The 16,135-nt window shown below is 67.8% G+C and carries 11 protein-coding genes; 3 read left to right on the top strand and 8 right to left on the bottom strand.

Annotated elements, in window-relative coordinates; all coding sequences use genetic code 11:
* Positions 1 to 22 precede the first annotated feature (22 nt).
* The gene (locus GTW51_RS05465) at positions 23 to 901 is read left to right on the top strand and encodes a DUF6492 family protein (RefSeq protein WP_163042886.1); all 879 of its coding nucleotides are present in this window, start codon (positions 23 to 25) and stop codon (positions 899 to 901) included.
* On the opposite strand, the gene GTW51_RS05460 is transcribed toward GTW51_RS05465, so the two are convergent.
* Positions 873 to 2,180, bottom strand: a complete 1,308-nt coding sequence (locus tag GTW51_RS05460; RefSeq protein ID WP_163042885.1) for a lipopolysaccharide biosynthesis protein — start codon at positions 2,178 to 2,180, stop codon at positions 873 to 875. The two genes, GTW51_RS05465 and GTW51_RS05460, sit on opposite strands and share 29 nt — an antisense overlap.
* A gap of 27 nt (positions 2,181 to 2,207) precedes the next feature.
* On the opposite strand from GTW51_RS05460, the gene GTW51_RS05455 reads away from it, so the two are divergent.
* Both GTW51_RS05455 and GTW51_RS05450 read left to right on the top strand, forming a co-directional pair.
* Positions 2,208 to 3,380, top strand: coding sequence for an endo-1,4-beta-xylanase (locus tag GTW51_RS05455; RefSeq protein ID WP_163042884.1), 1,173 nt, complete (start codon positions 2,208 to 2,210; stop codon positions 3,378 to 3,380).
* A 98-nt stretch (positions 3,381 to 3,478) separates the two neighbouring features.
* Complete coding sequence (locus GTW51_RS05450; protein WP_163042883.1) at positions 3,479 to 5,398, top strand: GumC family protein; 1,920 nt, start codon at positions 3,479 to 3,481, stop codon at positions 5,396 to 5,398.
* A 34-nt stretch (positions 5,399 to 5,432) separates the two neighbouring features.
* Here the strand turns inward: GTW51_RS05450 and edd are convergent, their stop codons facing one another.
* The 7 genes from edd to GTW51_RS05415 form a co-directional block, all read right to left on the bottom strand.
* Positions 5,433 to 7,250, bottom strand: a complete 1,818-nt coding sequence (gene edd / locus GTW51_RS05445) for a phosphogluconate dehydratase (protein ID WP_163042882.1) — start codon at positions 7,248 to 7,250, stop codon at positions 5,433 to 5,435.
* Positions 7,251 to 7,275: 25 nt separating this feature from the next.
* Positions 7,276 to 7,983: a 6-phosphogluconolactonase gene (gene pgl, locus GTW51_RS05440; protein ID WP_246232665.1), complete on the bottom strand. Its 708-nt coding sequence runs from the start codon at positions 7,981 to 7,983 to the stop codon at positions 7,276 to 7,278.
* A gap of 7 nt (positions 7,984 to 7,990) precedes the next feature.
* Positions 7,991 to 9,469: a glucose-6-phosphate dehydrogenase gene (gene zwf / locus GTW51_RS05435; RefSeq protein WP_163042880.1), complete on the bottom strand. Its 1,479-nt coding sequence runs from the start codon at positions 9,467 to 9,469 to the stop codon at positions 7,991 to 7,993.
* Between the two features lie 147 nt (positions 9,470 to 9,616).
* Complete coding sequence (locus tag GTW51_RS05430; RefSeq protein ID WP_163042879.1) at positions 9,617 to 12,211, bottom strand: HWE histidine kinase domain-containing protein; 2,595 nt, start codon at positions 12,209 to 12,211, stop codon at positions 9,617 to 9,619.
* A complete protein-coding gene (locus tag GTW51_RS05425) occupies positions 12,208 to 12,891 on the bottom strand; it encodes a biliverdin-producing heme oxygenase (RefSeq protein ID WP_203565900.1) in 684 nt (227 codons plus the stop codon). Before GTW51_RS05425 ends, GTW51_RS05430 begins: the two co-directional genes overlap by 4 nt.
* Positions 12,892 to 13,163: 272 nt before the next feature.
* Positions 13,164 to 14,450 (bottom strand): NAD(P)/FAD-dependent oxidoreductase, encoded by a 1,287-nt coding sequence (locus tag GTW51_RS05420; RefSeq protein ID WP_246232663.1) that lies wholly within the window; start codon positions 14,448 to 14,450, stop codon positions 13,164 to 13,166.
* A gap of 4 nt (positions 14,451 to 14,454) precedes the next feature.
* Positions 14,455 to 15,885 (bottom strand): glutamine synthetase family protein, encoded by a 1,431-nt coding sequence (locus GTW51_RS05415; protein ID WP_163043019.1) that lies wholly within the window; start codon positions 15,883 to 15,885, stop codon positions 14,455 to 14,457.
* Positions 15,886 to 16,135 lie beyond the last annotated feature (250 nt).

Here is a 16,135-nt window from a genome sequence, read left to right as displayed (position 1 = left end):
GGTGGGTGATGTCGGAGGAAGCTTGCAGACAGCGATCATAACCTCGAGCTATCGCGGCGACCTCGAGCGGTGTCGATTGCTCTGCGAGAGCATCGATCGCCGGGTTACGGGCCATACGCGCCATCTCATCCTGGTTGAATCGCGTGATGTGGCGCTGTTCCGCAGCCTTGCCGGGCTGCGTCGCGAGATCGTCGACGAGCGCGACCTGCTGCCCGGTTGGCTGCGCCCCTTTCCCGATCCGCTGTCGCTCGGCCGACGGCGCTTCTGGCTTTCGCCGAAGGGCCCACCCTTGCGCGGATGGCACGTGCAGCAGCTGCGCCGCATCGCCATGGCCGCCGCGCTCGACGAGACGGTGATGGTGTCGGTCGATTCCGACGTGGTGTTCCTGCGCCAGTTCGATGTCGCCTGGTTCCACGAGGGCGAGAAAGTGCGGTTCTATCGCCATCCCGGCGCTCTAGGCGGCCTCGAACCGGGCGCCCGCGAGGAGCATCGCAAATGGTCGCGCAAGGCCGGTCAGTTGCTCGGCATCGAGGATCCGCAGGAGACCGACACCGCCTACATCGCCACGCTGATCGCCTGGCGCAGCGACACGGTGCGCGAGATGCTCGACCGCATCGAGAGCCGGACCGGCCGCTCCTGGGGGTCGGCGTTGGCCGGCACCCGCGCCCTGTCCGAATGCACGCTCTACGGCCGTTTCGTCGACGAGCTGGAAGCGCGGCCGGACCGGCACCTGCCGGGCGACGGCAATCTCTGCCACATGTACTGGACGGGCGCGGCGATGGGAGCGGAGGCGCTAACGGATTTTGCCGCCGACCTCGCCCCGCATCAGGTTGCGGCCGGCATCCAGTCCTTTACCGGCACCGATCCCGCACTCATTCGCCGGGCTGCGGGGCTGGCATGACCGCGCGCCTCGGGCGCGGCGAGCGCGACCAGTCCAGCGCTGCGTAGGTCGCTGCCGCCGAGACGATCCACAGCGCGAAGAACAGGCCGTTGAGGCCGATCACCCAGCTCTCCGTCGTCGGCATCGTGCGCAGCAGCATCACCAGGAAGCCCGCCTTGATCAGGCCGATGATCGCCAGGATCAGGGCACGCAGCGTGGTCTTGCCTCGGGCATAGAGCAATTCGCTCTCATATTCGATGAGGTTGCGGAACGCCGGCACCGTCAGGGCGACGAGGACCAGCGGCGCGGCATCGGAGACGTTGTCGCCGAGCGCCGTCGGGAACACGTGCAGGAAGCCGCCGAGGGCGGCCAGCCCGGCGATCGAGACGATCGCGACGCCGGCCTCGACGCCCCAGCGCACCGGCCAGCGGCTCAGCAGCGCCGGATTGCGCATCATCCGCTGCACGATCATCGTGTTGAAGGAGCGGATCGGAAGCGCCGTCAGGTCGATCAGGCGCATCAGGATGGCGTAGATGCCGGCCGCCTGCGGACCGCCCAGCGACAGGACCAGCAGCTTGTCGAGTTCCGACTGCAGATAGAAGATCACCTCGGCGCCGGCCACCGAAACGCTGTCGCGCCAGCGCGCCAGATAGAGGTCCGGTCGGAAGCGCAGGCGCTGGCGCGGATAGTAGATCAGCACGGCGAGGACCGCTGCCACCGCGTTGGCGCCGAGATAGGCGAGCGACCATGTCGCCAGCGACCCGCTGGCGAGAAACAGGAAGCCGACGGCCGCCGCGGCCCGGATCGCCGAGCCGGCGATGACGATGATCGCGCCGCGGGCGAAGCGGCCGAGGCCGTTGTTGACGATGATGACGATCTCGAGACTGCGCCAGAACAGCACCTCCGCCGTGACGATCGCGGCGAACGCGCCGACGCTCATCTCGCCTTGGAAGAAGGCGAGATAGAAGCCGGCAGCGGCGATGGCGACCAGCGGCAGCGACAGGGTGAACGCCGCGAGCAGCCCGGCCGTGTAGGCGCCGATCAGCCGCGACCGTCCCGTCGCCACGCGGTAGAGCGGCGAGACGAAGCCGAAGCCGGCGATCCGCGACAGGACGATGCCGGTCGCCGACGCCGTGGCGAACAGGCCGAAATCGCCGACCGACAGCGCATTGGCGACGCAGACGAAATAGGCGAGCGACAGGACCAGCCGCCCGGCCGAACCGGACAACAGCGAGGCGTAGTCGCGCACGAGGTTTAGGTTGCCCTTAAGCCTTCCCGTCCAGACTGCGATCGGCGCCATTCACGATTCCTGGAGTAGGGCACTTCGATGATCACGCATCGGCGTCTTGCCGCGCGTCGCTGGGCCGCAGCCGGTGCGGCGATTGTGCCGGAATATCCGCCGGCCGCCCATCCCACCAGTAAGGCCGCACCCTTAACGCGGCGTTCCTTCATGGTGGCGGGCGCCGGGCTCATCCTCGCCGGCACGGCCGATCGCGATGCGCGGGGGCAGGGCACGGCGGTGATGCCGCGCCGCGTGCCGCTCGGCGGGGCCGTGCAGGCCGAGTATATCGACGCCGATCCCGCCTATCGCCAGGCGTTTCTCGACCATTGCGACCTGATCATGCCGATGAACGAGCTGAAGTTCGATCAGATACGGCCGACGCGCGACGCCTGGAATTTCGAGCCCGCCGACCGGCTGGTGGAGTTTGCCCTGGCGAATGGGAGGCAGTCGCGCGGCACCTGCCATGTCTGGTGGAACGCGATGCCGGCTTGGGTCGAGGCGATCGACGATGCGAGCGAGGCCGAGGCCGTGCTGATCGAGCATGTCGAGCGGGTCACCGACCGCTATCGCGGCAAGCTCGTCGGCTGGGACGTCGTCAACGAGGTGATCGCCAACGACCCGCAGCAGGAGGGGCCGCTGCGCCGCACCGGCTGGCTGCGCAAGCTCGGGCCGCGGCACATCCCGATCGCCTTCGCCGCGGCCGCGCGGGCCGATCCCGATACGCGGCTGGTGATCAACGACTACGACCTCGAATTCGTCGGCCCGCGCTTCGATGCGCGCCGTGACGTCATGCTCTCCATCGTCCGGCAGTTGCAGGATGGCGGGGTCGAAGTGCACGGCGTCGGGATGCAGGGGCATCTCTACGCCGACCGGGAGATCGACAGGCCGGGCCTCGAACGCTTCCACCGCGACCTCGACGCGCTTGGCGTCGGCCTGCTGGTCACCGAACTCGACGTCATCGACTGGCACAGCCCCGCCGACCCGCAGGCCCAGGACGCGACGGCCCACCGGCTGGTCTCGGACCTGCTCGACGCGATCTTCGCCTGGAAACCGCCGGAGTCGGTGATCATCTGGGGCATAAGCGACCGCTACAGCTGGATACCGGCAGTGCTGCCGCGGCCGGACGGAGCGCCCGACCGCCCCCTGCCGCTCGATCGCGACATGGAGCCGAAGGGCTGGATGCGCCTGCTCGACGAGCGCCTCAGGCGCGGCAGCTGAGGAATGCGCGCCTTAACCGTTTATTGAGCATAATGCGCGATTTTGACATCTCGGGAGCGGTGCTGTCTTAACGCCGCTTGGCGAAGCGGTGGCAGTCCATGTTCTCGAATTCCAATACGCCCGGGACCCTCGACGCTCCGCGTTACGATCGCAGAGCGCCTGCGCCGACGACGCTTCTCGACCCGGTCTACATCATCCGCTCGGTCTGGGCGTCGAAATGGCTGATCGCCTTCACCACCCTCGTCGGGATCCTTGTCGCGGTCGCCGTGGCTCTATCAACGCCGAAAGAATACACCGCGACGACCGAGATCCTGGCCGACCCGCGCGACATCAAGGTCGTCGCCAACGAGGTCACGCCGAACGGCCTGCCGTCGGATGCCACGCTGGCGCTGATCGAGAGCCAGATGGCGGTGATCTACTCCAACGACGTGCTGGGTCGCGTGGTCGACGACGCGGATCTCGTGTCCGACCCTGAATTCAACGGCACGGCGGAATCGACCTTTGGTTCTGTGACGGCGTGGTTCAATGGCCTGTTCGGCAACGCCGAGGCGATCAACACGCGCCGCCGCCTGCAGACGCTCGCCAATTTTCGCCAAGCCACCACTGTCACACGTGATCCGAAGAGCTTCGTCCTCAATCTGAGCGTCGAGACCTGGGACCCGGACAAGTCGGCGCAACTCGTCAACCGCGTTGCCGAGACCTTCATCGACCAGCTCGGGCGGGTACAATCCTCGACGGCGCGGCGTGCCAGCGACGCGCTGTCCTCGCGGCTGGCGGAACTGCGCCGGTCGGTCGTTGAGGCCGAACGTGCGGTCGAGGAATACAAGTCGGCTAACGGGCTGGTGGGCGTCGGCGGCCGCCTGGTCGACGACGACTACATCCTGCGCATGAACGACCAGCTGGCCCGTTCGCGCAGCGACATCACCGCGCTGCGTGTCCGCGCCGAGCAGATGGCCAATGCCAGCGTCGACGCCGTCGTCGAGGGCTCTTTCCCGGAGGAGCTGACCTCCGAGGCGCTGAGCCGGCTGCGCAACACCTATTCCGAGCTGGCGCAGCAGACGGCGAGTCTCGCCGTGACGCTCGGCCCACGGCACCCGCAGCTGCTCGCCAGCGAGCAGGCGCTGGATTCAGCCCGGAGTGCGATCAGCCAGGAGGTCAGCCGCATCGTCGCCGCGGCGCAGACCGAATTGTCACGCGCCGAGCAGACCAATCGCGATCTCAACGAGCAGATCGACGAGCTCAAGACCAAGCAGGTCGCCACCAGCGGATCCTTCGTCAAGCTGCGCGAACTTGAGCGCGAGGTCGAAGCCTCGCGGGCGGTCTACGAGGCGTTCCTGCTCCGGGCGCGCGAGACCGGCGAGCAGGAGATGCTGAACACCGCCAATGTCCGCGTGATCTCCTCGGCGACGCCGCCGCTGGAGCCCTCCAGCGTGTCGCGCCGCGCGGTGGTCATGGTCGGGGCCGTTCTCGGTCTTCTCGCCGGCATCGGGCTTGCCGTCCTCTGGGCCATCATCACGATCGTCCGCAGCATGCCGGCAACGCGCCCTGCGGCGCCGGCCGCCCCGATCCCGACGACCCTGCGGCTCCCGGACGCGACGAGCGACTTCCGGCCGACTGTCCTCGCGGCAGCGAGCGACATGCGCCGGGAGCGTCCGGCCAACGACGGCGAGGAACCCGCTGAGAGTGGTACCGGGCGGCTGGCCGACACGTCGGAAGACGATGCCGAACAAGGCACCGTGCCTTCTGCATCGGAGATGGCGCTCGTGCCGGAGGTACCGGTCGCGGAGGCTGCCCCGGAGGACGACGAACATCGCCAGCCGGCATATGACGTGCCCCCGACGGAGCGCCGCCGAACCCTGCGGGAGCGCATCCAGGCCCTCGCCGAAGAGCATCCCGCGCCGGCCAATCCGAGCCTTGCGCTGATCGAGGAAGACGCCGAGGTCGAGCGGCTCCAGGAAGACATCGCGGCGGTCAAGCGTCACATCGCCGAGATCCGCAGCCGGCGCCAGGCCATCTGAACGAGGCGCGCCGCATTCAGCCGACGCGCAAGTATCAGAAGACGCTGGCGCCCTGGTCGGCGGTGCCGACAGCCGAACGGAACGCCGCGAAGAGTTCGCGGCCCATGCCGAATTCATTGGCGGACAGATCCGGCTGCTCGGGCATGCGCGCCTCGAACTCGGCCGCATCGACCAGCACTTCGAGCGTCCCCGCCTCGCCATCGAGCCGGATCATGTCGCCTTCGCGGATACGGGCGATGGCCCCGCCCGCTTTTGCCTCGGGCGTCACGTGGATCGCCGCCGGCACCTTGCCGCTGGCGCCCGACATCCGCCCGTCGGTGACCAGCGCGACGCGGTGGCCACGATCGAGCAGGACGCCGAGCAGCGGCGTCAGCTTGTGGAGTTCCGGCATGCCGTTCGACTGCGGCCCCTGGAAGCGCACCACGGCGACGAAGTCGGTGTTGAGGTCGCCGGCATCGAACGCCGCCTTGAGGTCGTTCTGGTCGTGGAAGATCTTCGCCGGCGCCTGGACGATGCGCCGCTCGGGCTTCACCGCCGAAACCTTGATCACCGCCTTGCCGAGATTGCCGGTCAGCATCCGGACGCCGCCATTGGAGGAGAACGGCTGGTCGGCCGTGGTCAGCACCTTCGGGTCGCCGCTGTCGCGGGGCGCATCCGCCCGGATGACCGACTGGCCGTCGATGCCGAGCTTGGCCTCGACGGCGTAGGCGCGCAGCCCGGCGCCCCAGGCGGTGCGCACGTCGTCGTGCAGCAGCCCGCGGTCGAGCAGTTCGCGGATCAGGAAGCCCATGCCGCCGGCGGCATTGAAATGGTTCACGTCGGCGAGGCCGTTCGGATAGACGCGGGCGAGCAGGGGCGTCACGTCCGACAGGTCGGAAATGTCCTGCCAGCTGAGCTTGATGCCCGCCGCCGCGGCCATCGCGACGAGATGCAACGTATGGTTGGTGGATCCGCCCGTTGCGTGCAGGCCGATCACGCCGTTGACCACGGCCCGCTCGTCGACCACCAGCCCGGCCGGCGTGTATTCGTTGCCGAGCGCCGTGATCGACAGGGCCCGGCGCGTCGCCTCGCGGGTCAACGCATCGCGCAGCGGCGTGTTGGGGTTGATGAAGGACGAGCCCGGCGTGTGCAGGCCCATGATCTCCATCAGCATCTGGTTGGAATTGGCCGTGCCGTAGAAGGTGCAGGTGCCGGGGCCATGATAGGACTTGGACTCCGCCTCGAGCAGCGCGTCCCGGCCGACCTTGCCCTCGGCGTAGAGCTGGCGGATGCGGCTCTTCTCGTCGTTCGGCAGTCCGGACGTCATCGGCCCGGCCGGGATGAAGATCGCCGGCAGATGGCCGAAGGTGAGGGCGGCGATGACGAGGCCCGGCACGATCTTGTCGCAGACGCCGAGATAGACGGCGGCATCGAACATGTCGTGGCTGAGGCCGACGGCCGTCGCCATGGCGATGACGTCGCGCGAGAACAGCGACAGTTCCATGCCTGCCTGGCCCTGCGTGACGCCGTCGCACATCGCCGGAACGCCCGAGGCAACCTGCGCCGTCGCGCCCACGGAACGGGCCGTTTCGCGGATGATCTCGGGATAGCGCTCGAAGGGCTGATGCGCCGACAGCATGTCGTTATAGGCGGTGATGATGCCGAGGTTAGGCGTGACGCCGCCCGACAGCCGCGCCTTGTCCGTCGGCCCGCAGGCGGCGAACCCGTGGGCGAGGTTGCCGCAGGTCAATGTCGAGCGCTTCGGGCCATCGGCAGCCTTTCGGCGGATACGGGCGAGATAGGCGTCCCGTGTCGTCGCCGAGCGCTCGCGGATGCGATCGGTGATTTCTTCGATGCGGCGATCTGCGGTCATCGACGGAACCTCATGTCATGCGGTTTCAGGGCGCCCAGAACACGGCCAGCTTTTCCACCCGGGGCGCACGGAGCACGGCGCGCACCGGCATCGCGTCGACCGGGCCTGGCTGCATTGCCGCCTCGTAGACGGCAAGCTTCTCCTCACCCTCGATATGGAGAGCGAGGAAGCGTGTGTCGACGATCAGCGGCAGGGTAAGCGTAATGCGCGGCTCGCCGGCGCCGGGCGCACGGATCGGGGTAACCGGTTCGCGCGTATCCGGGTCGATGGCAGCGGCGAGATTGTCGGCCTGCGGAAAGAACGAAGCGGTGTGCCCGTCGGTGCCCATGCCGAGCACCGTCACGTCGAACGGGCGCGCAAGTCGCAGGAAGCGCAGGCGCAGTTCCTCGGCAACGTCTTCCGGCGCCGGCGCGTCGATGTAGAACGGCAGGAAATGCGCGCTGGCGGCAGGGCCGGTCAGCAGGTGCCGGCGCACCATCGCGGCGTTGGATCGCTCGCTGGTCTCGGGCACCCACCGCTCGTCGACCAGCGTCACGGTGACGCTCGCCCAGTCGATCTCGGTCTCGGCGAGGCGCTCGAAGAAGCGCTTCGGCGTCGAGCCGCCGGACACCGCAAGGGTCGCGACGCCGCGCGTGGCGATCGCCCCGGCAAGCACCGCGGCAACGCCGGCGGCCAGCGCCTCAGCGAGATCCTCGCGGCTGTCATAGCGATGCAGGGTGGGCGACTGGGTCAAGACGGCCTCAATCCGGTTCGTGCCAGGTCCGGCCATCGCGCTCGATCAGCGCGACGCCCGAGGACGGGCCCCAGGTTCCGGCGGTGTAGCCTTGCGGCTTCATCCCCTTCTCGTCCCAGCCGCGCAGGATCGGATCGACCCATTCCCACGCCGCCTCGACCTCGTCTCGGCGCATGAACAGTGTCTGGTTGCCGCGAATGACGTCCATCAGCAGGCGCTCGTAGGCATCCGGATTGCGCACTCCGAAGGACGCGGCAAAGCTCATGTCCAGTGGCACGTGCCGCAGCCGCATGCCGCCAGGCCCCGGATCCTTGATCATCAGCCACTGCTTGACGCCCTCGTCGGGCTGCAGCCGCATGACCAGCTGGTTCTGGATGACGTTGCCGGCCGAGCCGGCGAAGATGTTGTGCGGGATCGGCCGGAAGGTGACGACGATCTCCGACATGCGCTCCGACAGGCGCTTGCCGGTGCGCAGGTAGAACGGCACGCCGGCCCAGCGCCAGTTGCCGATCTCGGCCTTGATCGCGACGAAGGTCTCGGTGTCGCTGGCGCCGTCCCCCAGATCTTCAAGGTACGAGCGGACAGCCGCGCCGCCGGAAGCGCCCTGCTTGTACTGACCGCGCACGGTCCGGCTCTCGACATTGCTCTGGTCGATCGGCCGCAGTGCCCGCAGCACCTTCAGCTTCTCGTCGCGCAGGGCGTCAGAATCCAGCGACGACGGCGGCTCCAGCGCGACTAGGCACATCAGCTGGACGATATGGTTCTGCACCATGTCGCGCAGCGCGCCAGCCTTGTCGTAATAGCCGGCCCGGCCTTCGAGGCCGACGGATTCGGCGACGGTGATCTGCACGTGGTCGATATGGGCGGAGTTCCACACCGGCTCGTAGAGGGCGTTGGCAAAGCGCAGCGCCATCAGGTTCTGCACCGTCTCCTTGCCGAGATAGTGGTCGATGCGGAAGACCTGCTCCTCGCTGAAATGCTCCCCGATCGTCGCGTTCAGTGCCCGCGCCGATTCCAGGTCGCGGCCGACCGGCTTCTCGATGACCAGCCGGCTTTCGGGCGTGGCGAGGCCCTTCTCCGCGATCCGGGTGGCGATGTCGGCGAACAGGGCCGGTCCGACGGCCAGGTAGAAGGCGCGGATTCGGCTCGGGTCGGCCTCGTCGAGGAGGGCGAGCAGGCTGTCCCAGCCGCCGTCCGCCTTCGCGTCGATCTGTCGGTAGTGGAGCCGCGAGAGAAACCGTTCGATCGAGGCGTCCTCGAGATCGGCCGTGCCCACGTGCTGGCGCAGCGCCTCCCGGGCGAAGGCGCGGTACTCGTCGTCGCTGATCTCGCTGCGCGAGGCGCCGATGATGCGCGCTTCCGCCGGGATCTGCCCGTCATGGTCACGGTGATAGAGGGCGGGCAGGAGCTTGCGCTCCGCCAGGTCGCCATTGCCGCCGAAGACGACGTAGTCGAAGGGCTCGACCGGAATGATCTGGCTGGACATGCTGTGTCCCTTGTCGAAAAGCGACGCGATCGCGAGGGATCCGACCGCTCTTTAGTCTAATCGATTGAATAATTCCACCGCCGAGAAAAATTCCTGAATGCCTGATGCAAGCACGGTCAGGCGGAAGCGATGGCCGATCGGATTGGCTCAGCCGGCCACGGCCCGCCGGGCGTTGGCCCGCGCCAGGGCAGCCAGCATGTGGTGATCGGCAAAGGGCTTCTTGATCGACTCCACCGGCCCGGCGTCCTCGGGCAGATCCAGCGCCTCGCCGTAGCCGGTGACGAAGATGAACGGGATGTTCTTGCGGTTCAGCGGGCCGATCAGCGCGAAGCTCGTCTCCGACCCGAGATTGACGTCGAGCATCGCGAGGTCGACGGCTTCCGCATCGAGGATCGCCAGGGCGTCGGCGACGCTCGCCGCGGTGAAGACCCGCGCAATGCCGTTGTCGAGCAGGATCTGCTCGGCATCCAGCGCGATGATCATGTTGTCCTCCACGATGAGGGCGCTGAGGCCCTGGAGGCTGCCGGTCTCGGTCATTGTCTCCGCTGTCTGGGGGGCTTCCCCGATGGGGAGGCGCTGTGTGTCGCCGTCCCGGAGTTGATAGTGGGAGGCTGGCAGGCCGAAACGGGCCGCCAGGCCGGATAGATGATAGGTGACCTCGGCGTCGCCCCCGAGATCGTGCGGGATCGATCGCTCGATGATCGTCGAGCCGAAGCCGCGCCGGCTGGGTGGCGCCACGGGTGGGCCGCCGGTCTCGCGCCAGTCGATCTGGCAGGTATCGTTGGCGTCGATGTGCCAGGAGACCGTGACAGACCCGCTGGAATCCGAGAGCGCACCGTACTTCGCCGAGTTCGTTACCATTTCATGGAAGACCAGCGCCAGCGTCGAGAACGCCCGGGCTTCGACATGGATCTCCGGTCCGTCGAGGCGCACCCGCCCCGCCTTGCTGCCGATATAGGCCTGGACCTCGGTCTGGATGATTTCCGCAAGGTCCTGCGCGGCGAAATTCTGCTTGGTGATCTGGTCGTGGGCGCGGGCCAGCGCCTGGATGCGCCCGCCGATGATCGACGCGAACTCGTCGACCGAGCGCACGCCGGGGCGGCTCTGGACGATCAGCGCGCGGATCAGGCTGAGGATGTTGCGGACCCGGTGGTTGAGCTCGGCGATCAGCAGTTCCTGGCGCTGCGCCGCGAGCGACTGCCGCCGCTCGGTCTCCTCGTTGAAGCGTAGCAGCACTTCGAGGATCGAGACGCGCAGCGTTTCGGCCGCCTTGCGCTCGGCCTCGGTGAAGGCGAGCGACTTGCCGCGCACCGTTTCCTGCCAGGCCTCGAAACTCTTGCGCGGCGTCAGGCGCGGTCCATTCGGGCCGAAGGTGCCGAGCTTCGATGCTGGGTCGCCCGCCCATTGGATCGTCTGCACGATCTCCTTGCGGAAGAACAGCAGATAGTCGCGCGGCGAGCGCGAGATGGGAATGGCGAGGATGCCTGCGACGCGATCGGCATAGTTCTCGGCTGCCGGGTGCACGGCGGCGAGTTCGTCGGTGGCATAGATCCGGCTGGCGGCGGCGCGGTTGAGGAAGCGCGCCAGCGCCGGCATGTCATCCGCCAGGGGGCAGAGGCCGAAGCTGCGGGTCGTGCCCTTGGCGTAGACGGCAAAACCGTCGCAGGGCACGATCTGTCGCAGATCGTCGGCAAAGTCCGCCAGTGCCTCGACCGACGGCGTCGCCGAAACGATCTTCCCGACGAAGCGATCGTGCAGGTCTCGCACCGTCTCCTCGGCGCGCCGCTGCTCCTTCTGCAGCCGCGCCTCGATGATCAGGGAGATCATCTGCCCGAACAGTTCGGTGGTGCTGCGCAGCTCCATTGCCAGGTGGCGCGCCGAATAATGGTGCAGGGCGAACAGGCCCCAGAGCCGGCCGTCGATGACGATGGAGATCGAGAACGAGGCGGAGACGCCCATGTTCTTCAGATACTCGATATGGATCGGCGAGACGGCGCGCAGCAGCGACAGCGACAGGTCCAGCGTTTCGCCGTTCGGATCGAGGCCCGGCTCGATGGGGACCGGTTCGGCGTCAACGTCGGCGATGATGCGGATCTGGTTGCGCACGTAGAGGGCACGGGCCTGCTGGGGAATGTCGGTCGCCGGATAATGCAGGCCGAGAAAGCTCTCGAGCCCGCTCCGCGACGATTCCGCGACGACCTCGCCCGAATTGTCGTCGGCAAAGCGGTAGAGCATGACCCGGTCGAACCCGGTGACGCCGCGCAACTGCCGGACGCTTTCCCGGAACAGGCCGGCGAGATCGTCGGTCCGCTGGATCCGCGCGATCAGGCTCTTGACCAGCGTGCCGGGATTGGTCGCCGGGCCCTCGGCCGACGGCTCGGCCTCGATGACGATGGAATGGCCGCTCACATGGACGGCGACGTCGAACGGCCGGCCGGTGCCGAGCAGATCGAAGCCGAACAGCCGCTCGGAGCCCTCGTTGTGGGTCAGAAGCTGCAGCCGGCCGCGGACCGCGTGCATTGCGGCTGACGGCAACAGCGTGTCGAGCGGCTCGCCCAGCAAGCTATCGGGTGAACAACCGTCGACGAAGGCTCCCACATTGGCTGAGACATGCTGGATCATCCAGTCCATGGACGCCGCGACGAGAAAGCCGAAGCCCTGGATCCGGCCGAGCCGATGAATCGGCTCGCGGTCGCAATTGGTCAGATCGACGGCGAACTGGGTGGGGTCGCTGAGGTTCAAGACGTGGCGGCCTCCGGGTGGCGCGTGGTGCCTGCGAAGGCGGCTTCGAACACGGCGAAGGCGGCTTGCGCCGCGGCGATTGCCCGTCGCCGTGCCGTCTGCGAGACGACCCGGTCGGACAGGGCGGCCATGCGGTCGCCGAACGCGTCGGGGCCGGCCGCACTGGCGAGATAGGCGGTGGAGATACCCGGCCACCGCCGTGCTAAATCCTTCGCGATGAACTCCCGATGAATGAAGCGTGCCCCGAGCCGGGAGCCGTCGAGGACGTAGATCAGTCCGGCCGCTTCGGGCAGATCCGGCCGGTCGAGGATCAGCGGCTCCGCCAGGACAGGGTCGAGGTCCATGGCCCGCATATCTTCCGCCAGCGAGACCAGCAGCGGTTCCCGCCGCGTGATCAGCCTGTCATCGAGGCGCTGGCCGATCCCGGCGAGCACCGGCTCGATGGCGGCATGGCAGGCGTGATTCATGCGGATGAAGCGGTGGTAGCCCCCCGCATCGCAGGCGCCGGTCATGTCAGCAAAGTGCCGGTCGAGGCGTCGGTGCGGCGTTTCCGTGGCTTCCCGCAGCACGGCGCGCAGAGTCGTGCCGGCGCGGGCATTCCCCGAGCCGGAGTTTTCAACAGGACAGAGCGCCGCATCGTTCATCAGAGCCAAGGGAATGCCTTGATAATGCAGGCTCATCAAGGCCATGACCGACCGTGACAGGGCTCGGATCCGCCGTCAGCGGCGTCGGCGGGCAAACAGATGGGGCGGCGTTCGCGAAATCGCCAGTGTCAAAACGCAAAGCGGGAGAGGCAGAGAAATCGGTTGCGATTCTCAACAGTCGCGAAAGGACTGATACGCTTGCGAAAATCGGCGCCGGTCAAATTTTCGGCGGGGACAGCGACCGTGGTCCGCAGCCTCGGGATCGTGAGCTCACAGACGTTTAGTCGGGCACGAAAATAGTCCTGCCGTCAGAGACGGTCGCGCAACGAGAACCACGTCATCGCCATGAACAGCAGCGGTGATCGCCAGCGTCGTCCGCCGGGAAAGGCCGGGATTCGCAGCGCCTCGAACGCGGCGAGGCCATCGCGGTTGCCGCCCGAGACCCGGTCGGCGTAGAGCCGCCCTGCGAAGTTCGCCAGCATCACCCCGTGGCCCGAATAGCCGCCGATCGAGGTGATCCCGGGCTCGACCTCCCGGACATACGGCAGGCGTTCCATCGTGATCCCGACCGAGCCGCCCCAGGCGTGGGTCAGCCGGACGTCCTTCAGCTGCGGATAGACCTCGGCGATCTGCTTGCGCAGATGCCGCGTGATGTCGCCGGTCGCGGCGGTGTAGGCCTCGCGGCCGCCGAACAGCAGCCGCCCGTCGACGCTCTTGCGGAAATACCGGACGACGAAGCGGGAATCGGCGCAGGCTTCGCCGCCCGGAAGGATCGCGTCCGGATCGGCCAGGGGCTCAGTCGCGCCGATGAACGAGCCGATCGGCATGACATGCGCGTCGACCTTGGCGTCGAGGCCGGTGCCGTAGGCGTTGACGGCGATCAGCGCCCGGTCGGCGGTGACCTCGCCGGCCGCGGTGCGGGCGACGACCCGCCCATCCCGGCGCTCCAGCTTCTCCACGGGGCTCGTCTCGAACAGCTGCGCGCCGGCAGAGGCGGCGGCCCGGGCACTGCCGACGACGAGCTTCATCGGGTTGATGTGTCCCGTGCCGGTATCGCGGATGCCGCCGAAATAGCGCGTCGAGCCGAGCCGCTCGGCGGTCTCCGCCGCGTCCATGAAATGCGCGTGCGGATAGTCGTAGCGGGTGGCCAGGTTCTCGACCTCGGCCCGGTATTCGTCGACATGGCGCCGCCGGTGGACGACGTTCAGCTGCCCCGGCGTGAGATCGACATCGAGGCCGTTGTCGGCGATGAAGTCGAAGAGATTGGCCTTGGCGTCCTCGGCCAGATCGAACAGCGCCTTGGAGCGCTCGAACCCGTATTCCGCCTCGATCTCCTTCGGCGAGAGCCGCTGACCGGTGCCCATCTGCCCGCCGTTGCGACCCGAGGCGCCGTCGCCGAAGCGGTGGGCTTCGAGCACCGCCACCCGGATGCCGCGCTTTGCCAGATGCAGCCCGGCGGAGAGGCCCGTGAAGCCGCCGCCGATCACGACGACATCGACGGACAGGCTCTCGGTCAGCGCCGGATAGGCCGGTCGCTCGACGCTGTCCTCGTACCAGGAGCGTCCGGGCGCGATGGGTGACTGATATGGGCTCAAGCGATCAAACCTGCAGCAGCAGGAACTCGCGCTCCCAGGGGCTGATGACCTGCATGAAGGTCTCGTGCTCGCCTCGCTTGATGCCGGCATAGGTGCCGACGAAGGACCGCGAGAACACCTCGTGGAAGGCCGGCTCGGCCTCGAAGGCGGCAACCGCCTCGAGCAGGCCGCGCGGCAGCGATATGCCGCCATCCTCGTTGACCGTCTGGTCGGTCGGCTCGTCCGGATCGAGGGCGCCGACCATGCCGAGATAGCCGCAGGCGAGCGAGGCCGCGATGGCGAGATAGGGGTTGGCGTCGGAGGACGGCAGGCGGTTCTCCACCCGCCGGCCGGCGGGATCGGAGGTCGGCACGCGGAAGGCCGTGGTGCGGTTGTCGTAGCCCCAGGCCGTGTTGGTCGGCGCGCTCATGCCGTAGGTCAGGCGGCGATAGGAATTAACGTAGGGCGCCATCATGATCAGCGCCGCAGGCACGTAGCGCTGCATGCCGCCGATGAAGTGGAAGAACAGCGCCGACGGCGTGCCGTCGTCGTTGGAGAAGACGTTGCGGCCGGTGCGCGCGTCGTTGACCGACTGGTGGATGTGCATCGCCGAGCCCGGCTGGCCCTGGATCGGCTTGGCCATGAAGGTCGCGTAGATGTCCTGGCCGAGCGCCGCCTCGCGGATGGTGCGCTTGAACATGAACACCTGGTCGGCGAGTTCCAGCGGGTCGCCGTGGCGCAGGTTGATCTCGAGCTGGGCCGCGCCCTCCTCGTGGATCAGCGTGTCGATCTCCAGCCCTTGCCGGTCGGAGAAGTCGTAGATGTCGTCGATCAGCTCGTCGAACTCGTTAACGCCACCGATCGAATAGGACTGGCCGCTCTGGATCTGCCGGCCGGAGCGCCCGATCGGCGGCACCAGCGGATAGTCAGGATCGACATTCTTGGAGACGAGGTAGAACTCTATTTCCGGCGCGACCACCGGCTTCCAGCCACGGTTCTCGTAGAGCGCCATGACGCGCTTCAGCACGTTGCGCGGCGTGTAGCCGACGGCGGCGCCCGACTGGTCGACGAGATCGCAGATCACCTGCGCCGTCGGATCGCTTTCCCATGGCACCAGCGCCAGGGTCGAAAGGTCCGGCACCAGCTTCAGGTCGCCGTCATTCGGCGAATAGCGGAACTCGCCGCTCTCCTCCGGATACTCGCCGGAGATCGTGTGCATGAAGAGCGCGGAGGGCAGCGCCAGCGACGTCTCGCCGACAAACTTCTTCGCCGGCATCATCTTGCCGCGCGCGACGCCCGCCAGATCCGGGGTGATGCATTCGAGATCGTCGATGCCGCGGGCGGCGAGCCATTCGGTCGCCTCCTGCATCGAGCGCACGCCGCGCTTGGATTCCAGGAAGATGCGGGTCTCGTCCGGCGACAGCTTGAGATGGCCGATGTCGCGCTTCACCGGCATCGGAGCCCCCTTGATCGGGCTCGCCTCGTTGCCGCTGCCCTTCGGGCGCGGGGCGCGGCGGTTGAGCCGGGCGGGAACCGGGGAACGGGGCGGTTTCGTCCTTGTCGTGTCGGGCATGCAGTCCTTCGCGGGGCCATTCGGCGCAGGCGCGAGCATAGCCGGCCACGCAAGGCGAGGGAAGGTGGAACGGGCCGCGATCGCGCGCGGCCCGTTGTTTCCCCTGTCTTCGCGCAGCAATCCAGCCGCCGCT

Source organism: Aurantimonas aggregata (assembly GCF_010500835.1).
Classification (GTDB): Bacteria; Pseudomonadota; Alphaproteobacteria; order Rhizobiales; family Rhizobiaceae; genus Aurantimonas; species Aurantimonas aggregata.
The sequence above is the reverse complement of the archived record's forward strand: the minus strand, read 5'-3'. Positions and strand labels throughout refer to the sequence as shown.